Below are 20,148 nucleotides of genomic sequence, written 5' to 3' on the forward strand. Positions count from 1 at the left end.
GCTCAGGCGTTCTTGTAGCGCGACCAGAAATCGCTCCAGTCCTCGAGCGACTGGCGTACCGGCAGCGCGCGGTTGGTGATGCGGCCTTCGCGGATGTCGTCCATCGCGTTGCGCTTGCCGGGCTCCATGCGCGAGCGCTTCGCCTCCTGCGGCTGCTGCTGCGCGAGCAGTTCCCAGCCCTTGCGGTTGGGCACCAGCGCCGGATAGGCCTGCATGGTGGCCGAGCGCACCTGCCCGGGCGGCGAGGCCATGTACTGGATGAAGACGCGGGCCAGCTCGGCCTTCCTCGAGCCCTTGCCGATCGAGAACGACTCGGTCCACTGCAGCCCGCCTTCGTCGGGCAGCACGGTGCGCACGGTGGCGCCGTTCTTCTCGAGCACGCCGGTGATCCAGTCGCCGATGCCGGCCATCAGCACCATCTGGCCATTGCGCAGCGAGGCGAAGGTGCCGCCGTAGTCGAAGAAGCCGCCGACATTGCGGCGCATGCCCATCATCTGCTGCTGCACGCGGCCCCAGGCGGCGGCATCGATGTCGAAGGGCTTGCGCTGGCCGTCGAGCAGGCTGGCCTGGCCGATGCTCGGCAGGTGCCAGTCGAAATGGCCGACGCGGCCCTTGTACTTGGGGTCGGCATAGACCTTGTAGCTGCGCGCCTCCTTCTCGCTCACGGCCGTGGTGTTGTAGGCCACGCCGAGGAAGCCGAAGCGGATCATCACCGCGTAGAGCTTGTCGCCGTCCCAGTGGCCGGGGAAGCGATGGAACTCGGGAAAGAAGTCGTCGAACGGATAGTCGGCCGGCTGCAGCCGCTCGACATGGCCCGCGCGCACCAGCTGCTGCACGTACTCGGCGTCGGCCTGGATCAGGTCGTAGGTGCCGGGCGGCGACTGCGAGATCAGCGCGAGCATGTTGTCGCCGCCCACGTAGTATTTGGGGCGGATCTTCACGTTGTGCTGCGCCTCGAACTCGGCCACCACGTCCTTCTCGGCATGGCCGTACCACGCAAGCATGGTGAGTTCGGTCGGCTTGGCCTGCGCGAAGGCACGCTGCGCGAGGCCGGGCAACGCCAGCGCGGCACCGGCCGCGGCCGCGCCGCGGATCAGCCGACGCCGCACGGGATGCACGACGCTCGCGTCGTCGGGCGAAGCCGGTGCGTCGGACACGGCGAAAGGAGGATTCTTCATGGACTTGTCTCCGGGGTTCGGTTCGTCGAAGGCCGCGATGGATGCGGCCGGGGTCGAAGCTTCGGGGCCGCGGGCCGCGGCGACAACTGATGAGTTCTCGGCGTCGGGCTGAGATTTGTTCGTCGTGGCACCTGCGCACGGGCCATGGGTGAGCGGGGCTCATCCCCGGCTGAGAAATTCCCGTTTGTCGCGACCGGGGTCCGCGCGAACACTCGCCGCCACGCACCACGGAGACCAAGCGCTTGGACTGGATCAATCCCCACTACACCGACAACGGCCACGCCGACGGCGAGAACGACACGCTGCACACGCCGATCTCGCCCGACGGCACGCCCGAGCCCGGGCAGCTCTACACCCTGCCCGCGCGGCAGGGCCGCGCGGTCGCGCTGCGGCGCGGCCAGCAGCTGGCGCTGGTCAACACGCACGGCACCCAGGTCTGCGACCTCTGGGCCTTCTGCCGCAACGGCCTGCATGAGGCGCTGTCGATGGAGCACCTGCGCGCCGGCCTCGGCCGCACCACGCCGCGCGTGGGCGACGAACTCCTCACCAACCGCCGCCGCGCGATCCTGCGGCTGGTGGAGGACAGCTCGCCCGGCGTGCACGACACGCTGATCGCGGCCTGCGACCTGCCGCGCTACCCGCGCGCTGGGCGTGCACGGCTACCACGACAACTGCAGCGACAACCTGCGCCTGGCACTGCGCGCCATCGGCCTTCGCACCACCGAAGTGCCGGCGCCCTTCAACGTATGGATGAACAATCCCGTGGCCGCCGATGGCACCATCGGCTGGGCGCCGCCGGTGTCCAGGCCCGGCGACCGCACGGTGTTCGAGGCCTGCCTCGACTGCGTCGTCGTGATGTCGGCCTGCCCGCAGGACATGGTGCCGGTCAACGGCGCCGACTGCGTGCCGAAGGCCCTGCAGTTCTGCGTGACGGGGGCCGCCGCATGAGCAAGTCGACGAGCAAGGAGATCCTCTGCGCCTACAGCGTGGACTTCGATGCCGTGGCCGGCTGGCTCGGTTCCTACGGCGGCCAGGATTCGCCCAGCGATGTGTCGCGCGGCTTCTTCGCGGGCGAGGTCGGCGTGCCGCGCCTGCTGAAGCTGTTCGCGAGCCGCGGCATCGCCACCACCTGGTTCATGCCCGGGCACTCGATCGAGAGCTTCCCCGCGCAGGCGCGCGCCGTGGTCGAGGCCGGCCACGAGGTCGGGCTGCACGGCTACACCCACGAGAACCCGACCGCCATGAGCCGCCAGCAGCAGGCCGACGTGCTCGACCGCTGCATCGCGCTGATCACCGACCTCACCGGCCGCGCACCGGTGGGCCACAACGCGCCCTGGTGGGAGTTCAGCGCCGACACGCTCGAGCTCCTGCTCGAACGCGGCATCGCCTACGACCACAGCCTGATGCACCGCGATTTCGAGGCCTACTTCCTGCGCCGCGGCGACCGCTGGACGCCGATCGACTACGGCCAGCCCGCCGCGAGCTGGATGAAGCCGGTGGAGCGCGGCACCGAGACCTCGCTGCTCGAGATTCCCGCCAATTGGGAGCTCGACGACATGGAGGCGCTGCTCTACATCAAGTCCTTCGCCAATGCGCAGGGCTACGTGGGCGCGCGCAACCTCGAGGTGCAGTGGCGCGACCAGTTCGACTACGTCTGGCGCGAGTACGACTTCGCGGTGTTCCCGATGACCATCGATCCCGACGTGTCGGGCCGCGCGCAGGCGGTGCTGATGCACGAGCGGCTGATCGACTACTTCCTGAGCAAGCCCGGCGTGCGCTTCTGCACCTTCGCCGAGATCGACCGGCGCGTGCGCGAACGGATCGCATGCGGCGCCTGACGGTCGCGGGCCTCGCGGCGGATTTCCGACGCGGCGCGCGCAAGCCGTCGGAGGTGCTCGACGGCTGCCTCGCGGAGGCGGCGCTGCCCTGCGCGCAGTCAATCTTCATCGCGACGACCGCCGAACGCGCCCGCGCCGAGGCGGCCGCGGCCGACGCGCGCCTGGCGCGCGGCAAGGCCCTCGGCCCGCTCGATGGCATGCCCGTGTCGTGGAAGGACCTGTTCGACCTCGAGGGCCTGCCGACCACCGCCGGTTCGCGCGTGCTGCCATCGGCGCCGCGCGCGGCCGACGCGGCGGCCGTGGCCCGCCTGCGCGCGGCCGGCGCGGTGTGCGTGGGCAAGACCAACCTCAGCGAATTCGCCTTCTCGGGCCTGGGCCTGAACCCGCATTTCGGAACGCCCGCCAATCCCTTCGGCAGCGAAGCCGAACCGCGCGTGTGCGGCGGCTCCTCGAGCGGCGCGGCGGCCTCGGTCGCGCGCGGGCTTTGCGCCATCGGCATGGGCACCGACACCTCGGGCTCGGTGCGCGTGCCGGCCGCCTTCACCGGCCTGTGCGGATTCCGCGCGAGCCGCGGCCGCTATCCGATGGCGGGCCTGCGCGGCCTGTCGCCGCTGCTCGACACCCTCGGCGTGCTCGCGCGGGGCGTGGAGGACATCGCGCGCGTCGACGCGGTGCTCGCCGCCCGCACGCGGCCGGACGAAGACATCGGCCCGCCGCGCATCGTGCTGCTCGACGACTTCATGGACGACACGGTGGACGCGGCGCAGCGCGCCCATTGCCTCGCGCTGTTCGAGCGGCTGCGCCGCTCCGGCTTCGCCGTCTCGCGCGGTCGCGCCGCGCCACTGACCGCCGCGCGCGAGGCCATGGCGCGCCGACGGCACGGTGGTGGCCGCGCATGCCTTCCATCGCCACCGCGCGTTGCTCGACGGCCCAGAGGCCACGCGCATCGATCCGCACATCCGCGCGCGCCTGGAAAGCGCGCGCGGCTTCCTCGCGGCCGACTACCTCGCGCTGCTCGCGGCGCGCGACAGCGGGCTGCGCGCGCTGCGTGCCTGTGCGCCCGGAACGCTGTTCATGTTCCCCACCACGCCCATCGTCGCGCCCACGATCGAGCACGCCTCGGACCCCGCGCGACACGCGGCCCTCAACGCGCGCGCGCTCGCCCATTGCATGGTGGGCAGCCTGCTCGACATGCCGGGCATCGCGATGCCCAGCGGCTTCGATGCGCGCGGACTGCCCACCAGCGTGCTCTTCAGCATGCCGCGCGGCCGCGATGCGGAGCTGCTGCGCGCCTGCGCGTGCATCGAGGCGCTAGGCGCCACCGAGGCCGGTATGAGGTGACGCCCCGCGCCGCCTCGCCGGCATCGCGCAGCGAGGCCAGGAACTCCGGCCAGCCGCGGGCCGGGCGGCCCAGCAGCATCGAGAGCACGCGCGCGTTGCCCGCGGGCATGCCGTGGCGGTCGTAGTCGTCGAACATGGCGAGGATCTGCGCCACCTCCTCGTCGCGGAAGCGCTCGAAGAAGGGCTGCCCACGCGCGTGGGCGAGGTAGGCCTCGGGCGACTCCTTCACCGCCACCACCGGCCGGCCCAGCGCCTGTGCCATCAGCGCGGCGATCTGCGTGCGCGACAGATAGGCATCGGTCCCCACCAGCTCGTAGGTGCCCAGGGCATGGCCCGGCTCGGTCAGCACGATTGCGGCTGCCTCGGCCACGTCGTCGAGGTCGACCCAGGTCAGGCGCCGCGCGGGATCGTAGGGCAGCAGCCAGCGGCCGTCCCTGGCGATCGAGGGCCAGGTCCAGCTCACGTTCTGCATGAAGTTGGTCGGCAGCAGCACGGTGTAGGGCAGGCCGCTGCGGTAGAGCTCGCGCTGCACGATCTGCTTGGCCCAGTGGTAGTTGATGTTGTCGAGGTAGGGCGCGATCACGCCGTGCAGCACGAAGTGCGAGATCCCCGCGCGCGACGCGGCCGCCACCATGCGGCGGCCGAGTTCGGGCTCGTCGAGCGTGAGGCTCGGCGCGATGTGATAGACGCTGTCGGCGCCCTCCATGGCGCGCAGCAGGTCGGCGCTGTCCCATTCGTTGCCGATCACCGGTTCGGCACCGAGCGAGCGCACGCGCTCGGCGGATGCGGCGCGCTTGACCAGCGCACGCGGCCGCACGCCGCGCGCCACCAGTTGCCGGATGAGGCGCGTGCCGGTCTGTCCGCTCGCGGCGGTGATGAGGATGGTCTTCGTCACGTTCGGGTTCCTTTTTTCATTCGACGCGGATGTCGTTGTCGCGGGCGACCTTGCCCCACTTCTCGTACTCGCTGCGCGTGATGGCGGCGAACTCCTCGGCCGTGTTGCCCACCGCCTGGAGACCGAGCTGCGCGATGCGCGCGGCCACGTCCGGATGCCGCAACGCGCGCACCGCGTGTGTGTTCAGGGTGGCCACCACCTCCTGCGGCGTGCCGCGCGGCACGAAGAAACCCTGCCAGCCGTCGGCGCGGTAGCCGGGCAGCAGCGAGGCCACGGGCGGTACCTCGGGCGCGAGCGGATGCGGCTGCGCGCTGGTCACCGCCAGCGCGCGCAGCTTGCCGGCCTTGATCAGCGGCAGTGCGGTGGTGGCCGGCTCGAACACCAGCGCGATCTGCCCGCCCATCAGGTCGGCCAGCGGCGAGCCTTTGTAGGGCACGTGGTTCATGCGCACGCCAGCGAGGCTGTTGAACATCGCCATGCGCACGTGCGCGCCCGAGCCCACGCCCAGCGACGCGAAATCGATGCTGCCGGGCTTGTCGCGCGCCTGCGCGAGCACGGCCGGCAGCGAGTTGAGCGCCGAGCCCGGAGCGGTCACGAGGAAATACGGCACCTGCACCACCTGGGTCACGGGCACGAAATCGCGGAAGTGGTCGTAGGGCAGCCGGCTGTAGATGTGGGGCAGCACGCCGACGATCGATTCGACCGACATGAAGACCGTGTAGCCGTCGGCCGGGCTGCGCGCCGCGGCCTCGGCGCCGATCATCCCGGCCGCGCCCGCCCTGTTGTCGACCAGCACCGGCTGGCCCAGGGTGCGCACCAGCGCATCGCCAACCAGCCGCGCCACGATGTCGGGCGAGATGCCGGCCGCGAAGGGCACGACGATGCGGATCGGCCTGGCCGGCCAGTCGGGGGCGGCGCGCGCCCAGGCGAGCGCGGCGCACAGCGCCGCGGCGGCCAGCGACAAGCGGCGCCGCGCGGGGTTCGGAATCGCATCGGTCATGGTGTCTCCTTCGTCTTGATCCTGTCCCGATCCCTACTCGAGCTCGAGCAGCTCGAAGGCCACGTGCGCCTGCTCGCCGGTCTGGATCGAGAGGAAGCGGCCCAGCGCCTGCACGTCGTTGAGCCAGGCGTACTTCTTCGAGGCGGTCTCGAACTGGGGCGTGACCACGTAGTACCAACGCGGCGCGTCGATCCGCTCGCCGGCCATGAAGCGCGACCAGCTCGCCTCGTCGGGCTTGCGCAGCACGCCGCCGTAGGTCACGTAGAGCAGCTCCCCGTCGTCGAGCCGGGCCATCATCCGCACATCGATGCGCATGCTGCCGTTGGGCATCACGCGCACCCAGTCGCCCGTGGGATCGATCACCTCGGCATTGATGCGGCCGCGCAGCGTGCCGCCGGCGCGCGAGGGAGAGAACACCAGCAGGTTGGCGCTCGGCGCCTGCGGCGCGTGGAGCGGTGCAATCAGCGTGGCGAGGAATTCGGTGCGCAGCGGCGGCAGCGCGCCGCCGGCGGGCGCGGCCGGCACGATGGGCGCGGCGAGCACGCCGCCGAACAGCCAGGCGACAGAGCGCAGGAGTGAGGTCAGGGTCATGGTGAAGAAGGAAGAAAAGGAGATCGGTGGGGAACAGGCCTGCATTTGAAATTCGTGCACTGCCTGCCGCAATGCCCCGCGATACACATGACTTTTGCGTCGGGCGCACTAAACTTCCGCGATGACCTCCCCGCGCTCCGCTTCGATTCCGGCCTCGGTGGTGACGCGGCAGGCCAGCCAGCTCGACGAGATCCAGGCCTTCGTCGCGGTCGGCCGGACCGGCAGCTTCTCGGCCGCGGCAGCCCTGCTGTCGAAGGACGCCTCGACCATCTCGCGGCGCATCGCCGCGCTCGAGCGCCGCCTCGGCGTGCGGTTGATCGCGCGCACCACGCGCCGGCTGGCGGTCACCGAGGCCGGCAAGAGCTACCTCGCGCGCATGGGCGCGGTGCTCGAGGAGATGGCGAACGCCGATGCCGAACTGTCGGCGCGCGGCGACCGGCCGCAGGGCCTGCTGCGCATCTCGTTGCCGCGCACCTACGGGCGGCTGTGGCTCGCGCCGCTGCTGCCGCGCTTCATGGCCGCCTATCCCGAAGTGCAGCTCGACGTGCGCTTCTCCGACCAGTTCGTCGACCTCGTCAGCGAGGACTTCGACGTCGCGGTGCGGCTCGGCGCGCTACAGAGCAGCAGCCTAGTGGCGCGCAAGGTCGGCGAGGTGCGCCGCCACGTCTACGCCTCGGCCGCCTACCTGGGCGCGCACGGAATGCCGGCCGCGCCGCGCGAGATCGCGCAGCACCGCTGCCTGGGCTTCGCGGGCTACCAACGCAGCGCCGAATGGTCGCTGCGCAAGGGCCGCCAGCGCGTCACCGTGGGCGTGAAGCTCGCGATGCATACCGACGACTCCGATTCGCTGATCACCGCCGCGGCCGAGGGCGCGGGGCTGGTCATCGCCACCGGCTGGCTGGTCGAGAAGCATCCGCTGGGCGGCAAGCTGCGGCCGGTGCTGCCCGACTGGGAGGTCGGCGAGCCCGGTGCGATCTACATCGTGACGCCCACCGCGAGCTTCCTGCCCGCGAAGGTGCGCGTGTTCATCGAGATGGTGAGCGGCGCGCTGCGGCGCTGAGGGCCAGGCTCAGGCGTCGCGCGCGCAAGCCAGCATCAGCTCGCGCAGCCACTCGTGCGCCGGTGAATGGTCGGTGCGTGGATGCCAGACCATGCGCACGTCGAACAGCGGCAGGTCCAGCGGCAGGTCGAAGGCCTCGACCTCGGCCATGCGCGACATGCGGCGCGCGAGCCGCGCCGGCACGCTGGCCACCATGTCGGAGGTCTCGAGCACGAAGGGCAGCGCGAGGAAGCTCGGCTTGATCATCTGCACGCGCCGACGCAGGCCGTGCGGCTCGAGCGCGGCATCGATCTGCACGTTGTAGATCTGCGAGGCATCGGGCTCGATCGTCACGTGCGGCAGCGCGCAGAACGAAGGCACGTCGAGCGCCGCGCCATGCACCGGGTGCGAGCGCGCGGCCAGGCCCAGGAAGCGGTCGGAGAACAGCTTGCGGCCCTTGACGTAGGTCGGCGCGTTCGGGAAGTAGGTCAGCGCCAGGTCGAGCTCGCCGGCCGCCATCATCTCGCCGAAGTGGTGCGGGTTGGTCTGCAGCATGTGCACCCGCACGCCCGGCGCCTCCTGGCGGATGCGGCGCATCACCGAGGGCATCATCAGCAGGTCGATGTAGTCGATGACGATGAGCCGGAACACCTGCGTCGAGGTCGCGGGGTCGAAGCGCACGGGCTCGGTCAGGCGCTCGAGCGCGGCGATCGCCTCCTGCACGCGCGGCCACAGCACGAGCGCGAGTTCGGTGGGCATCCAGCCGGTGCCGGCGCGCATCAGCAGCTCGTCGCCCAGCAGGTCGCGCAGCTTGGCGAGCGACACGCTCATCGACGACTGGCTCATCTCGAGCCGCTCGCCCGCGCGCGTGACGTGCCGCTCGCGCATCAGCGCATCGAAGGCACGCAGCAGGTTCAGGTCGAGGTCTTGCAGCTTCATCGGGGGCGACAGCGGGGCGCGGGCGGGTAAACCCGCATGGATCATCACGAACGCGATGCCGGGCATCGGCGGCTTCGATGGACCGCGCGGCCGCGGCCTCGAATACTGGCGGCCATTATTCACTCCGCCAGAAAGATCGCCATGGCCATTCCCCAGATCCGTGTCACCCGCGAAGAGATGCGCCAGCGCGTCGCCTACTTCAAGGACCTCAAGGGCTTCGACGGCGGGCTGCCCGACAGCCGCCATCCGAGCGCCGAGCGCAAGCTCTACAACGCGGTGGGCTTCCAGCCGCCGCGCGGCAAAGGCGGCGACGAGGTGGTCTCGCCGGTCGGCGCGCAGGCGGCCGAGAACGCCGCCATCCGCATCAGCGAGGGCTTCAACCTCGGCTTCTGCGAGGCGAAGCCCGGCAAGGGTCCGATGATGCACAACCACGACACCAACGAGACCTTCATGCCGCTCACGGGCCGCTGGCGCTGTTCGTGGGAGCTCGACGGCCGCGAGGAATACTTCGACGTCGGGCCGTGGGACATCTTCTCGTTCCCGGCCGGCGTCAACCGTCGCTTCGAGAACATCACGCACGAGGAGCCGGGCAAGACGCACTTCCTGATGTTCGTGATCGGCGGCAACGCGCCCGAGGCGGATTTCACCGAAGAAGCCAAGAAGACGCTGCGCGAAGAAGGCCTGCTGGCCTGATGCACGCGACGGCCCACCGCATGACAACGATCGCCGAAGACCTGCCCGCGATGCCCGAGGCCCTGCGCCGCTTCGTCGCCGCGCAGCCCCTGCACCGCTTCACCGACACGCGGGGTTTGTCCTGGTCGCTGCGCGACAGCGGCGCGCGCGACGACACGGCCACCGCCGAGCCGCCGCCGCTGGTCCTGCTGCCGGGCGCGCTGGGCAGCGGCGACAGCGCCTGGCGCATCGCACAGACCTTCGCCGCCGAGCGCCGCGTGCTGAGCATCACCTACCCGGGCGGCGTCGCGCCCGAGCTGCTCGCGCTCGGGCTCGAGGAACTGCTGCGCGAACGGCGCACCGGCGCGGTCGCACTCTGGGCCTCGTCGTACGGCGCCTGGTGGGCGCAGGCCTTCGCGTTGCGTTTCCCTGATCAGGTGGCGGCGCTCTGGCTCGGCAACACCTTCGTCGACGGGCGCGACGTGGCGCAGCATCCGCTGTTCGATGCGCTCTGGCTCGCGGCCAGCGACAGCGCCACCGTGATCGCGCGCTGGGACCAGGCGCTGCGCGCGCGGCCCGACGACCTGCTGCGCGCGGTGCAGCTGCACATGCTGCATGCCGGCCTGCCCGCTTCGGACTTCCACGGGCGGCTGCGCCAGGTGGCGGGCGCGGCCGAGCTGCCGGCGCCGCAGGCGATCGCCAACACCGTGGTCTTCGAATGCGAGAACGACGCGATCATCGCGCCCGCGACCCGTGCCCGCGTGCGGGCGCGCTATCCGAAGGCTCGCCATCTCGCGCAGGCGCAGGGCGGCCACTACCCGCACATCGTCGCGGCCGACTTGCTGGTCGAGCGCATGCGCGACTGGCTGCAATGACAACACTCATGACACCTGCATCGACCCACGCTGAGGAGTTCCCCATGTCCGTCTCTCGTTCCCGGCGCCTCGCGCTCCAGCGCCTGGGCCTCGCGGCCCTGGCCGCCACCACGGGCCGCGCCGCCTTCGCGCAGGCCGCCTGGCCCACCAAGCCGATCAAGCTCGTCGTGCCGTTCTCGGCCGGCGTGTCGCCCGACGTGGTGGCGCGCATCCTCAGCGAGCCGCTGGGCCAGGCGCTCGGGCAGCCGATCGTCATCGACAACCGCGCCGGTGCGGCCGGCATCATCGGCGCCGAGGTCGCGGCGCGCAGTCCCGGCGATGGCTACACCCTCTTCATGACCGTCAACTCGATCATGGGGATCAACCCCAACGTCTACGCCAAGCTGCCCTACGACACCTTCCGCGACTTCGCGCCCGTGACGCAGGTCGCGCTGGTGCCCTATGTGCTGATCACCGGCCCGAACCAGCCCGACGCCAGCCTGCGCGAGCTGCTGGCGCGCGCCAAGGCCAAGCCGGGCTCGGTCGACTACGGCTCGCTCGGCGTGGGCTCGGGCCCGCACGTGGTGATGGAGATGATGAACAACATGGCCGGCGTGCAGATGGTGCACGTGCCCTACAAGGGCAGCCCGCTGGCCGACGTGATGGCCGGCCAGATGCCGATCGCCTTCGAGCCCGCGACCACGGCGATCCCGCTGGTGCGCAGCGGCAAGCTGCGCGCGCTCGCGGTGACGAGCCCGAAGCGCAGCGCGCTGCTGCCCGAGGTGCCGGCCGTGGCGGAACTGCTGCCCGGCTACGACGGCGACGGCTGGCAGGGCTTCTACGTGCCGGCCGCGACGCCCCAACCCATCGTCGCGCGCTACAACCAGGAGCTCGTGAAGATCCTGCGCAACCCCGAGGTCCAGCGCAAGCTCACCGAACTGGGGCTGGTGCCGGTGGGCAATTCGGTCGAGCAGTTCGGCGCGATCTCGCGCAGCGAGTTCGAGAAGTGGGGGCGCATCGCGAAGGCGAATCGGATACGCATCGACGGCTAGGGGAGGTCATCCGCAGACCGTTCCCGTCAGGCCGCGATGCTCGGCGACGACGACGGCCTGCGTCCGGGTGCGCACGTCGAGCTTCGCGAGGATGGCCTTCACATGCGTCTTGACGGTGCCAAGCTGGATGTCCAGCGTCCGCGCGATGTGCTTGTTGCCCGCGCCCTGCGAGATCAGGTTCAGCACGTCGCGCTCGCGCTTCGTCAACGGCGCGTGCACGAGGCTCTCGGCCATGCGCGCCGAGACCGCGTCGTCGTAGCAACGGCCGCCACGGGCCAGCGAGCGCACCGCATGAAGCAGGCGTTCGGCCGGGCACTCGAGCAGCAGGTAGCCGGGCACGCCACGGGTCAGCGCGCTGCGGATGTCCCACTCGCCGTCCCGCGAGGTGACGATCAGCAATCGCGGCGACGGCCCGTGCCGGAGCTCGGGCGATGGCGCCAGCGCCTCGATGCATCGCAGGCCCGTCGCGTAGTCGGCCACCAGCACATCGCAGCGAAGTTCCGCGGGCGCGGGCAAGGTGTCGCTCGCCACGGTCACCGAGAGATCGGCGTGGCCCTGCAGGGTGGCGCCCAGCCCCGCGCGAACGAGCGGCGATTCGTGGCACACGAAGACTTCCACGCGTGGAACCATGGTGATGACGCTTTCCGGTTGGGATGCGGACTCGAAGACGATGGCGCGCAGTCTGGAAGGGCCGTGTATCTCGACGGCATCACATTCGACCTCCTCATGTGTCATCTGACACACGGGCGGGCCGATCGCCGCTGCTGCTCGATAATCCCGCGCATCCCACTGGACACGACATGGCGCGACCTTCGACGGCCCCTTCGCTCCCGCACGAACTGCGCAAGGACCTCGACCGGGCCGAGGCGCGCTTCCACCACCTGGTGGAGGCCACGGGCGACGTGATCTGGATTACCGAGTGCGACCCCGAGCGCGTCGTGTACTGCAGCGAGAGCTTCGAGCAGATCTGGGGCTACACGGTCGCGCAGCTCTACCGCGAGCCGGGCCTCTGGATCCAGTGCATCCACGACGAGGACCGGGACCGGATCGGCCGGGCCTTCCACGACTGGCTCGCGCAACCGACCGAGCGCTGGGAGGCGGAGTTCCGGATCGTTCGTCCGGACGGCGAGCTGCGATGGATCCACGAGCGCGGTGTCGCCATGGTCGAGGGCGACGGCAAGCTGCGCGTCGTCGGCGCCTCGGCGGACATCACGCGGCTGCGGCTGACGGCGGCGGCGCTGCGCGAGTCCGAGGAGCGCTTCGCGCTGGCGGTGGAGGGCTCGGCCGACGGCATCTGGGACTGGGACCTGCAGACCGGCATGATGTTCATGTCCGAACGCGCGCAGTTCCTCTACGGACTGCCGCCGAGCGCCGATGCCTCGCGCCCGCGCGCCGAGTGGATGACGCTGGTGCTAGAGCCGCAGGCCGATGTCGCCGCCCGGCGCGATGCCATCGCGCGCTACATCGCCGGGGAAACCGACTCGCTCGATGCCGAATGGCTGTTCCGGCAGCCGGACGGCAGCGACCGCTGGCGAAGGATCCGCGGGCGTTGCCTGCGCAACCCCGAGGGCAAGGCGATCCGGCTGAGCGGATCGATCAGCGACGTGGACGCGCGCCGGCGCGAGCAGGCATCGCGCCAGCAGTCGCAGCGGCTGGAGGCGGTCGGCACCTTCGCCGGCGGCATCGCGCACGATTTCAACAACATCCTCGGCGCCATCCTCGGCTTCGGCGAGATGTCGCTGCGGCGGGCCCGCGCCGGAAGCCGCATGCGCCGCGACCTCGAATCGATCGTGACCGCCGGGGAACGCGGCCGCGCGCTGGTCGACCGCATCCTCGCCTTCAGCCGCAGCAGCGTCAGCGAGCGGGTGCGGGTTCATTTCGAGCAGGTCGCGCGCGAATCGGCGGACCTGCTCAAGCCGGCCTTGCAAGGCGAGATCGAACTCGCCTGCGATTTCCGGGCGGGAACGGCGGCAATCATGGGCGACCCTACCCAGGTCCACCAGGTCGTGGGCAACCTGGCGATCAATGCGATGCAGGCCATGCCCGACGGCGGAACGCTGCGCATCGCGCTCGCCTGCGAGTCCCTTCCGCAGGGCCGTTCGGCCACGACGGGCCCGCTGGCCTCGGGCGACTACGTCGTGCTGACGGTCTCCGATACCGGCATCGGCATCGCGCCCGAGAACCGGCAGCGCATCTTCGATCCGTTCTTCACGACCAAGGAAGTCAACGTCGGCACCGGCCTCGGCCTGTCGCTGGTGCACGGCATCGTGGCGGAACTGGGCGGTGCCATCGACGTCGCGTCGAGCCTGGGCTGCGGCAGCACCTTCGTCGTCTACCTGCCGAGGATGGGCGACGTGCCGGCGCCGCCGGCGATCGAGGCGCGGCGCCTGCCGCGCGGCGGCAAGCAGCGCGTCCTCGTGGTCGACGACGACCCGGCGCTGGTCCGCATGACCTCCCAGCTGTGCGCGGACCTCGGCTACGAATGGACGGCCTGCACCTCGGGTGCCGAGGCCGCCCGCCTCTTCGGCGAAGCGCCGGACCGCTTCGATGCCGTGCTCACGGACGAGCGAATGCCCGGCATGACGGGCATGGCGCTGCTGCGCCTGATGAAGGACATCCGCGAGGACCTGCCGGTCATCGTGATGAGCGGCTACCTGGGCGACACCCTGGTCCGCCGCGCCCGCGCGGAAGGTGCATCGCAGGTGCTGGCCAAGCCGGTCGCGAGGGCCGCGCTGGCCGCGGCCCTCTCCTCATTGTTCCCGGGCGCCGCCGGACGAACCACAAGCCGACGCGACCGCCGCCAGTAGCTCGTCCCGCGTATAGGGCTTGGGAAGAATGGCGGCGGCACCGATCCGGCGAGCGAGCAGCGGCGATGGCTGCGGCGCCTTTCGCTGGTGCGCCGACACCACCATCACCGGCGCCCGGTGCAGCGCGCGCAGCGCCTCGACGCGCCCGGAGGCACGGCCGGGGTTCGCGAGGTCCAGCATCACCAGGTCCAGTCCCGGCACCGGCGTGCGTTGGCGCTCGGCGAGCAAGACGACCGCGTGCCCCGCGTCGGACAGCCACCGGCTCGCCAGCTCCCGCATGAGAGAGTCGCCCTCGATGACCGCGATGCGAAAACAACCCCGCAAGATTTGAATCCTCAAGTCGTGCACCCCACGGGCCTCTCGCCGGACAATGAAGCCCGGGCAATCCGCCGAAGGACGCATGGTCGCCGACCCGTGCCGCAGATGGGTGCCTTTGTGTCGTTTGACATCTGCCGTTGCCTGAAGGAGCCCGTCGAATGCTGGAGAGCGATGCATTCACGCATGCCGCGCACGTGCTCGCGGTCGACGACGACCCGTCCATCCGCGAGCTGATCGTGCATTACCTCGGCGATCACGACCTGCGCGTCACCGCCGTCACCAGCGAGCGCGAGATGCGTTCGGTGCTCGCCCGCGACCCGGCCAACCTGGTCGTGCTCGACCTTCGCCTCGGACGCGAGAACGGACTGGAGATCGCCCGGGCGCTGCGCGCGGAGACGAAGCTGCCGATCATCATCCTGACGGCCCTGCAGGACGAGGCGGACCGCGTGATGGGCCTCGAGCTCGGCGCCGACGACTACGTCACCAAGCCTTTCTCGCCGCGCGAGCTGCTGGCGCGGATCCGTGCGCTGCTGCGACGCTCGCGCATGCACGAGACCGTCGCCGATGCCGTGGCCGACGTGCGCGCCTACCGGTTCGAGGGCTGGGAACTCAACGTGCGCCTGCGCAAGCTCCGGGCGCCCGCGGGCCACGGCGTCTCGCTGCGCAACGCCGAGTTCAACCTGCTGCTGGCCTTCCTGGCCTCGCCGCACCGCGTGCTCTCGCGGCAGCGCCTGCTGGAGCTGTCCAGGCTGCACGACGCGGAGGTCTATGACCGCTCCATCGACGTCATGGTCGGAAGGCTGCGCCGGAAGGTCGAGCAGGATCCCCGCAACCCGAGCCTGATCCTCACCGAGCGCGGGGCCGGGTACATCTTCACGCCGGCGGTCCACACGGTTCGCGGCTGATCCCTCGGCCCGTGGAGGCCCGGCGCGCAGGCTCCTTGTAAGGATTACGTAGACTTCATCGGCTACCTTGGGGCCACTCCTTCGTCCCTCCAGTCATCATGAATCTTCTGCGGCATGGCGACAGCAAGTTCCCCGAGGCACGGGTGCTCTGCTCCTCGAGCGGGCTGGGCTGGCGCGGGATTGCCGCGGAGATGCGCTCGCATCCCGCCGGCGACCTGCCGCCGTTCGTGTCGAGCCAGATCGAGATCACGATCGCGCCCGAGACCACGCCCGGCGCATCGGTGAGCCGCAAGGGCTGGGGACAGCGGCAGCAGACCCGGGTCGAGAAGGGCACCATCTGGATCAGCCCGATGGGCGTCGCCGAGGACGACATCCGGATCAGCCGCTACCTGCCGTCCATCTTCCACATCTACCTGTCGATGGACCGACTGCTCGCCCTGAGCGATCCCGAGGGCGACGCCGGCGCATCGCTGCACCACGTCCGCTACCTCGCGGGCGTGCGGGACGAATCGATCGTGCAGATCGGTCACGCCCTGGCCGAAGACATGAGGAATCCCTCTGCCGCGGGCCGCATGCTGGTCGACTCCCTGACCGCGGCCCTGGCGAACCGCATGGCCCGCGACTACTGCGACACGGGGATGCCGCGCGGCACCGCGGCGACGGCCGCGCGCGACATGCGACGCGTCCGGCTGGCGATCGATTTCATGCGTGCGCACCTCGACCAGCCCATCGGCCTGGACGAGATCGCCGCGGCCGTCGCGGTCAGCCCCTTCCATTTCGCGCGCCTGTTCCGTGCCTCGACCGGCCTTCCGCCCTACCGGTACCTCGCGAACCTGCGCATGGAGAACGCGCGGCGCCTGCTGGCCGATGGCCGGATGCCACTGGCGGAGATCGCGCTATCGATGCAGTTCTCGACGCCCGCCAACTTCGCGCGGGCCTTCCGGCAGGCCACCGGCGTTTCCCCGAGCGAGTACCGCCGCCAGTCGTCCTGACCCGTTTCAGGGTCGGGAGGACGAGCCCCGCTCCTCCTTTGGAGAGAGCTGTCCATCGCCAACGGGGAGGTTTGGCGACGCGCCGCGGCGGCGATGCTGACAGCCATGACGTCCTCACAGAATCTCCAGGCCCTCCATCCTTCGACCGCCGCAGGCGTGCCCGCGGGCACGTCGAGCGAAGGCACCGCCGCGCGCCGGGCATCGGGGCCCACGGTCTCGGCACCGACCTTGCGCATGCCGCTCGACGGGCAGGAGATCGCCTACCGCGTCATCGGGCACGGCACGGGCATCCCCTTGCTGCTGCTCAACCGCTTCCGCGGCACCATGGACCACTGGGACCCGAAGCTCATCGATGCGCTGGCGGCGAAGCGCCCGGTGCTCATGTTCGACCAGCCCGGGTTCGGGCGTTCCTCGGGCGTGCCCGAGGACTCGCTGCAGGCCTTCGCCGCCATGGCGACGCGCGTCGTCGCGCAGCTGAACCACCGGCAGGTCGACGTGATGGGCTTCTCGATGGGGGGCACCGTGGCACTGCAGCTGCTGCTGGACCATCCGGAACGGGTGCGCCGCGCGGTCATCGCCGGTTCCGGGCCCGGGCATGTGCCCGCCGAAGGCGGCGGCGTCGCGCCAGCGGATGCCTCCGTCTGGCAGGTGGCGACGAAGCCCGTCAACAGCGACGAGGACTTCCTGTTCCTCTTCTTCGAGCCGACGCCGACCAGCAGGGCAGCGGGGCAGGCCTATCTCGCGCGACTCGCGCAGCGCGAGGACGCCTTCGCCCGACAGGTGGAGCCCGCGGCCTGGCAGGCACAGCTCAAGGCCGCGATGGCCGTGGGCTCGGAAGGCGGTTCCCTGCTGCCGCGCCTGAAGGACGTGCCGCATCCCGTGCTGGTGGCCAACGGCCGCCACGACGTCATGGTGCCCACCTATGCCTCCTATGCGATGGCGCAGCGGCTGCCCCATGCCCGTCTCGTCGTCTATCCGGACTCGGGGCACGGCTTCCTGTTCCAGCACGCCGAGTCCTTCTCGGACGAGGTGAACCGATTTCTCGACGCGCCGTGAGCGATCGACATCCCACCGCTTTTTCAACCCCACCACGAGGAACCGCGACCATGCCCTGCATCACGACCAACGACGGCACCCAGATCTACTACAAGGACTGGGGCCAGGGTCAGCCGATCGTCTTCTCGCACGGCTGGCCCCTGTCGGGCGACGACTGGGACAACCAGATGCTGTACTTCCTGCACCAGGGATTCCGCGTCATCGCGCACGACCGCCGCGGCCATGGCCGCTCCACGCAGACGGCCACCGGCAACGAGATGGACACCTACGCGGACGACCTGGCCGCGCTCACCGCCGCGCTGGACCTCCATGACGCCGTGCACGTGGGCCACTCGACCGGCGGCGGCGAAGTCGCGCGCTACCTGGGCCGCCACGGCACGAAGCGCGTCGCCAAGGCGGTGCTCATCGGGGCGGTGCCGCCGCTGATGCTCAAGACCGCCGCGAATCCGGGCGGACTGCCGATCGAGGTCTTCGATGGCATCCGGGCCGGCGTCGCCGGCAACCGCGCCGAGTTCTACCGCGACATCACGCTGCCCTTCTACGGCTACAACCGCCCGGGCGCCAAGATCTCCGAGGGCATTCGCAACCACTGGTGGCTGCAGGGAATGATGGGCGGCATCAAGGCCCACTACGACTGCGTGAAGGCCTTCTCCGAGACCGACTTCACCGAGGACCTCCGGAAGATCGACGTGCCCACGCTGGTGATGCACGGCGACGACGACCAGATCGTGCCGATCGGCGCGGCGGGCCTGATGTCGGCCAAGCTGGTGAAGGGAGCCACGCTCAAGGTCTACCCCGGCCTGCCGCACGGCATGTGCGCGACGCATCCCGAGGTGATCAACGCCGACCTGCTGGCGTTCATCAAGGGCTGAGCCGCCCATGACGCCAAGGAGAAGCACATGTTCGGCCTGACGACGCTCGGCGCCATCCATACGGCGATCAGCCTGGTCGCGCTCGCGGCCGGCGCCTCGGCGCTGCTGCGCCACCGCGAGATCCCCGCCCGCACGATGCTGGGCCAGACCTACATCTGGGCCACGGTGCTCACCTGCCTCACGGGCTTCGGGATCTTCCAGCGCGGCGGCTTCGGCGCACCCCACGTGCTGGGCATCCTGACGCTGGCGGTGCTGCTCGTCGCGGCGGTGGCCGGCAGGACGAACGCCTTCGGCCGCGCTTCGCGCTACGTGGCAACCATCGCGTACTCGACCACGTTCTTCTTTCACCTGATCCCGGGCCTGACCGAGACCTTCACGCGCCTGCCCGCGGGCGCCCCGCTGTTCAGCAGCCCCGAGGATCCAGCCCTGCAGAAGACCGTGGGCGCCTGCTTCGCGGTGCTGATCGTGGGTTGCCTGCTGCAGGTGCGACGCCTGCGTGCCGAATCGGCACCGACGGCGGCGGGCCTCGCGCAGCCGCAGCGCCCTTGCGCTTCTCCTCCTCCCATGAACCTTCCATGAGCCTCGCCATGAACAAGCCTCTCTGCCTCCTGATCGCCGCCTTTCTCGCATCCAGCGCGTACGCCCAGACGAAACCGGGCGAACTCGACCCCACCGGACAGGGCCGACCGGCCGCGCGCGCCGAAGCCAAGGTGAAGGCCCGGCCGGCCGGCCAGGTCAAGGCGCCCGGCGGCGACGAACCGAAGACCGAGGAAGGCGGCGCGATCGGCACGGGCCGCGCGGCCGTCGCTGGCGACGCCCGTGCCCACACGCGGGACGAGCGCCGCCGGAACAAGGACGGGAGCCTCAAGCGCCGCACCACGCAAGGTGGCACGCCACAGTAGGGCCGGGAGGGCCGTGGGCAGCAGTCACCATGATTCCCCTGACCCTCTGGTGAGTCGTCCGCCTGCGTTGCGGCATTCCGCTGATGGCGGCCGTGTCGATCTACAGCATGGAAGGACTCACGGGCCGCGCTGTTCGGGTTCACCTGCGCGAGCGTGATGCCGCTGTTCGCGGTGATCGCGCGCGGCAACGGCCGATCGCCGCAGCCGTCTGAACGGCGTCAGGCCGGCCTCTCGAACGCCTCCGATCGCCAAAGGCCACCAGGTCTCAGGACACGACGCCCCGCGATCGATAGAGCTTGGCGTGCGCCATCGTGTATTCCGCCAGCGGCCCCAGCCTCGCCTGCGTCACGTCGAATTGCTCCGGCGGCTTGACGTAGGCGTGAACGGTCTGCCGCTGCCCAACGGCATCGCCAACGCCTTCGACAGCGATCGGGACACGCCGATAACCGTCCGACGCGTCGATCCTCTCGAGCAGGTCCATGGCGGCCAGCGCCGCGTCGTCGACCTCGAACAGCTGACCGACGATGCGCTCTCCTGCGCCGGGCAGGAAAACCAGCCAGGGCGAGAAGCGCTCGCCCATCAGGTACAGCGGATAGCGCTCCCGCGTGACGAAGTCGCCGGGGATGCGCCGGCCGCGGTTGGTGGCGAAGTTGGGGTAGCCCTCTTTCAGGGTGCCGAAGACGAAGACGAGATTCGATCCGACAGGGGTCGACGCCTTCGGCGTCGCCTCGCTGGAGTCCATCGGCCTGCCACGTAGGTGGGCCTCGATCTGCTCCGGCGCATGAACGGCGGCAAACTCGCCGCGCTTCATTTCATCGATCGACTGGAGCAGGTTCTGCTCGAACTGCTCCACCTCGTTATCCCTGGTCCTTGGCATCGATGGCCTCCTTCAGCCGA

General features: G+C 70.4%; 22 protein-coding genes and 2 pseudogenes. 16 read left to right on the forward strand and 8 right to left on the reverse strand.

Annotated features, from left to right (window positions below):
- Window positions 1–2 precede the first annotated feature (2 nt).
- A complete protein-coding gene (locus ACHMXE_RS04385) occupies window positions 3–1,178 on the reverse strand; it encodes a spermidine/putrescine ABC transporter substrate-binding protein (RefSeq protein ID WP_209542169.1) in 1,176 nt (391 codons plus the stop codon).
- A 242-nt stretch (window positions 1,179–1,420) separates the two neighbouring features.
- Between ACHMXE_RS04385 and ACHMXE_RS04390 the strand changes: the two are divergent.
- The 5 genes and pseudogenes from ACHMXE_RS04390 to ACHMXE_RS04410 form a co-directional block, all read left to right on the forward strand.
- A pseudogene (locus tag ACHMXE_RS04390) lies at window positions 1,421–1,759 on the forward strand (DUF1989 domain-containing protein); the annotation flags it as partial.
- A 70-nt stretch (window positions 1,760–1,829) separates the two neighbouring features.
- Window positions 1,830–2,126, forward strand: coding sequence for a DUF1989 domain-containing protein (locus ACHMXE_RS04395; protein ID WP_395347432.1), 297 nt, complete (start codon window positions 1,830–1,832; stop codon window positions 2,124–2,126).
- Window positions 2,123–3,016 carry a polysaccharide deacetylase gene (locus ACHMXE_RS04400; protein ID WP_395347434.1) on the forward strand — a complete coding sequence of 298 codons (894 nt, stop codon included), beginning with the start codon at window positions 2,123–2,125 and terminating at the stop codon, window positions 3,014–3,016. Before ACHMXE_RS04395 ends, ACHMXE_RS04400 begins: the two co-directional genes overlap by 4 nt.
- Window positions 3,004–3,660, forward strand: a pseudogene (locus tag ACHMXE_RS04405) (amidase family protein); the annotation flags it as partial. The gene ACHMXE_RS04400 and the pseudogene ACHMXE_RS04405, both read left to right, overlap by 13 nt.
- Window positions 3,661–3,934: 274 nt before the next feature.
- Window positions 3,935–4,357, forward strand: a complete 423-nt coding sequence (locus tag ACHMXE_RS04410; RefSeq protein ID WP_395347474.1) for a hypothetical protein — start codon at window positions 3,935–3,937, stop codon at window positions 4,355–4,357.
- On the opposite strand, the gene ACHMXE_RS04415 is transcribed toward ACHMXE_RS04410, so the two are convergent.
- Genes ACHMXE_RS04415 through ACHMXE_RS04425 form a run of 3 tightly spaced genes read right to left on the reverse strand, consistent with a single transcriptional unit; the run spans window position 4,269 to window position 6,843 of the window.
- Window positions 4,269–5,252, reverse strand: a complete 984-nt coding sequence (locus tag ACHMXE_RS04415) for an NmrA family NAD(P)-binding protein (RefSeq protein WP_395347017.1) — start codon at window positions 5,250–5,252, stop codon at window positions 4,269–4,271. The two genes, ACHMXE_RS04410 and ACHMXE_RS04415, sit on opposite strands and share 89 nt — an antisense overlap.
- Window positions 5,253–5,268: 16 nt before the next feature.
- A complete protein-coding gene (locus ACHMXE_RS04420) occupies window positions 5,269–6,252 on the reverse strand; it encodes a tripartite tricarboxylate transporter substrate binding protein (RefSeq protein ID WP_395347018.1) in 984 nt (327 codons plus the stop codon).
- A gap of 33 nt (window positions 6,253–6,285) precedes the next feature.
- Window positions 6,286–6,843, reverse strand: a complete 558-nt coding sequence (locus ACHMXE_RS04425) for a DUF3237 domain-containing protein (protein WP_395347019.1) — start codon at window positions 6,841–6,843, stop codon at window positions 6,286–6,288.
- A gap of 121 nt (window positions 6,844–6,964) precedes the next feature.
- Between ACHMXE_RS04425 and ACHMXE_RS04430 the strand changes: the two genes are divergently transcribed.
- Window positions 6,965–7,903 carry a LysR substrate-binding domain-containing protein gene (locus tag ACHMXE_RS04430; RefSeq protein ID WP_209542176.1) on the forward strand — a complete coding sequence of 313 codons (939 nt, stop codon included), beginning with the start codon at window positions 6,965–6,967 and terminating at the stop codon, window positions 7,901–7,903.
- Between the two features lie 9 nt (window positions 7,904–7,912).
- Here ACHMXE_RS04430 and ACHMXE_RS04435 read toward each other — a convergent pair whose 3' ends face one another.
- Window positions 7,913–8,821, reverse strand: coding sequence for a LysR family transcriptional regulator (locus tag ACHMXE_RS04435; protein ID WP_208512720.1), 909 nt, complete (start codon window positions 8,819–8,821; stop codon window positions 7,913–7,915).
- A gap of 141 nt (window positions 8,822–8,962) precedes the next feature.
- Here ACHMXE_RS04435 and ACHMXE_RS04440 point away from each other — a divergent pair, with 141 nt between their 5' ends.
- The 3 genes from ACHMXE_RS04440 to ACHMXE_RS04450 are packed head-to-tail and all read left to right on the forward strand — an operon-like array spanning window position 8,963 to window position 11,399.
- Window positions 8,963–9,514 (forward strand): cupin domain-containing protein, encoded by a 552-nt coding sequence (locus ACHMXE_RS04440; protein WP_209542178.1) that lies wholly within the window; start codon window positions 8,963–8,965, stop codon window positions 9,512–9,514.
- Window positions 9,515–9,534: 20 nt separating this feature from the next.
- Window positions 9,535–10,368, forward strand: a complete 834-nt coding sequence (locus tag ACHMXE_RS04445; protein WP_209542179.1) for an alpha/beta fold hydrolase — start codon at window positions 9,535–9,537, stop codon at window positions 10,366–10,368.
- Between the two features lie 44 nt (window positions 10,369–10,412).
- Entirely contained in the window at window positions 10,413–11,399 is a 987-nt protein-coding gene (locus ACHMXE_RS04450; RefSeq protein ID WP_209542180.1) for a tripartite tricarboxylate transporter substrate binding protein, read from the forward strand.
- 6 nt (window positions 11,400–11,405) lie between these two features.
- Here ACHMXE_RS04450 and ACHMXE_RS04455 read toward each other — a convergent pair whose 3' ends face one another.
- Window positions 11,406–12,017, reverse strand: coding sequence for a response regulator transcription factor (locus tag ACHMXE_RS04455; RefSeq protein WP_209542181.1), 612 nt, complete (start codon window positions 12,015–12,017; stop codon window positions 11,406–11,408).
- 182 nt (window positions 12,018–12,199) lie between these two features.
- Between ACHMXE_RS04455 and ACHMXE_RS04460 the strand changes: the two genes are divergently transcribed.
- Window positions 12,200–14,206: a PAS domain-containing protein gene (locus ACHMXE_RS04460; RefSeq protein ID WP_395347021.1), complete on the forward strand. Its 2,007-nt coding sequence runs from the start codon at window positions 12,200–12,202 to the stop codon at window positions 14,204–14,206.
- On the opposite strand, the gene ACHMXE_RS04465 is transcribed toward ACHMXE_RS04460, so the two are convergent.
- Window positions 14,150–14,545 (reverse strand): hypothetical protein, encoded by a 396-nt coding sequence (locus ACHMXE_RS04465; protein WP_395347023.1) that lies wholly within the window; start codon window positions 14,543–14,545, stop codon window positions 14,150–14,152. The two genes, ACHMXE_RS04460 and ACHMXE_RS04465, sit on opposite strands and share 57 nt — an antisense overlap.
- Before the next feature lie 137 nt (window positions 14,546–14,682).
- On the opposite strand from ACHMXE_RS04465, the gene ACHMXE_RS04470 reads away from it, so the two are divergent.
- The 6 genes from ACHMXE_RS04470 to ACHMXE_RS04495 all read left to right on the forward strand — a co-directional run bounded on the left by ACHMXE_RS04470 (window position 14,683) and on the right by ACHMXE_RS04495 (window position 19,251).
- Window positions 14,683–15,429, forward strand: a complete 747-nt coding sequence (locus ACHMXE_RS04470) for a response regulator (RefSeq protein WP_203206563.1) — start codon at window positions 14,683–14,685, stop codon at window positions 15,427–15,429.
- A 143-nt stretch (window positions 15,430–15,572) separates the two neighbouring features.
- The gene (locus ACHMXE_RS04475) at window positions 15,573–16,421 is read left to right on the forward strand and encodes a helix-turn-helix domain-containing protein (protein WP_395347024.1); all 849 of its coding nucleotides are present in this window, start codon (window positions 15,573–15,575) and stop codon (window positions 16,419–16,421) included.
- Window positions 16,422–16,526: 105 nt separating this feature from the next.
- Window positions 16,527–17,477: an alpha/beta fold hydrolase gene (locus ACHMXE_RS04480; RefSeq protein ID WP_395347027.1), complete on the forward strand. Its 951-nt coding sequence runs from the start codon at window positions 16,527–16,529 to the stop codon at window positions 17,475–17,477.
- Window positions 17,478–17,527: 50 nt separating this feature from the next.
- The gene (locus ACHMXE_RS04485) at window positions 17,528–18,349 is read left to right on the forward strand and encodes an alpha/beta fold hydrolase (protein ID WP_209542186.1); all 822 of its coding nucleotides are present in this window, start codon (window positions 17,528–17,530) and stop codon (window positions 18,347–18,349) included.
- Window positions 18,350–18,376: 27 nt separating this feature from the next.
- Window positions 18,377–18,928: a hypothetical protein gene (locus tag ACHMXE_RS04490; RefSeq protein ID WP_209542187.1), complete on the forward strand. Its 552-nt coding sequence runs from the start codon at window positions 18,377–18,379 to the stop codon at window positions 18,926–18,928.
- Window positions 18,925–19,251, forward strand: a complete 327-nt coding sequence (locus ACHMXE_RS04495; RefSeq protein ID WP_395347029.1) for a cell envelope biogenesis protein TolA — start codon at window positions 18,925–18,927, stop codon at window positions 19,249–19,251. The genes ACHMXE_RS04490 and ACHMXE_RS04495 overlap by 4 nt, the downstream gene beginning before the upstream one ends.
- A 265-nt stretch (window positions 19,252–19,516) precedes the next feature.
- Here ACHMXE_RS04495 and ACHMXE_RS04500 read toward each other — a convergent pair whose 3' ends face one another.
- Window positions 19,517–20,104, reverse strand: a complete 588-nt coding sequence (locus ACHMXE_RS04500) for a gamma-glutamylcyclotransferase (protein ID WP_395347030.1) — start codon at window positions 20,102–20,104, stop codon at window positions 19,517–19,519.
- Window positions 20,105–20,148 lie beyond the last annotated feature (44 nt).

The organism is Variovorax sp. UC122_21 (assembly GCF_044056785.1).
In the GTDB taxonomy this organism is placed as follows: domain Bacteria; phylum Pseudomonadota; class Gammaproteobacteria; order Burkholderiales; family Burkholderiaceae_C; genus Variovorax.

Coding starts and splice junctions, on each gene's coding strand:
- ACHMXE_RS04385 (WP_209542169.1), bottom strand. CDS start 1,178: ATGAAGAATCCTCCTTTCGCCGTGTCCGACGCACCGGCTTCGCCCGAC.
- ACHMXE_RS04400 (WP_395347434.1), top strand. CDS start 2,123: ATGAGCAAGTCGACGAGCAAGGAGATCCTCTGCGCCTACAGCGTGGAC.
- ACHMXE_RS04420 (WP_395347018.1), bottom strand. CDS start 6,252: ATGACCGATGCGATTCCGAACCCCGCGCGGCGCCGCTTGTCGCTGGCC.
- ACHMXE_RS04425 (WP_395347019.1), bottom strand. CDS start 6,843: ATGACCCTGACCTCACTCCTGCGCTCTGTCGCCTGGCTGTTCGGCGGC.
- ACHMXE_RS04430 (WP_209542176.1), top strand. CDS start 6,965: ATGACCTCCCCGCGCTCCGCTTCGATTCCGGCCTCGGTGGTGACGCGG.
- ACHMXE_RS04435 (WP_208512720.1), bottom strand. CDS start 8,821: ATGAAGCTGCAAGACCTCGACCTGAACCTGCTGCGTGCCTTCGATGCG.
- ACHMXE_RS04440 (WP_209542178.1), top strand. CDS start 8,963: ATGGCCATTCCCCAGATCCGTGTCACCCGCGAAGAGATGCGCCAGCGC.
- ACHMXE_RS04445 (WP_209542179.1), top strand. CDS start 9,535: ATGACAACGATCGCCGAAGACCTGCCCGCGATGCCCGAGGCCCTGCGC.
- ACHMXE_RS04450 (WP_209542180.1), top strand. CDS start 10,413: ATGTCCGTCTCTCGTTCCCGGCGCCTCGCGCTCCAGCGCCTGGGCCTC.
- ACHMXE_RS04460 (WP_395347021.1), top strand. CDS start 12,200: ATGGCGCGACCTTCGACGGCCCCTTCGCTCCCGCACGAACTGCGCAAG.
- ACHMXE_RS04470 (WP_203206563.1), top strand. CDS start 14,683: ATGCTGGAGAGCGATGCATTCACGCATGCCGCGCACGTGCTCGCGGTC.
- ACHMXE_RS04480 (WP_395347027.1), top strand. CDS start 16,527: ATGACGTCCTCACAGAATCTCCAGGCCCTCCATCCTTCGACCGCCGCA.
- ACHMXE_RS04485 (WP_209542186.1), top strand. CDS start 17,528: ATGCCCTGCATCACGACCAACGACGGCACCCAGATCTACTACAAGGAC.
- ACHMXE_RS04490 (WP_209542187.1), top strand. CDS start 18,377: ATGTTCGGCCTGACGACGCTCGGCGCCATCCATACGGCGATCAGCCTG.
- ACHMXE_RS04495 (WP_395347029.1), top strand. CDS start 18,925: ATGAGCCTCGCCATGAACAAGCCTCTCTGCCTCCTGATCGCCGCCTTT.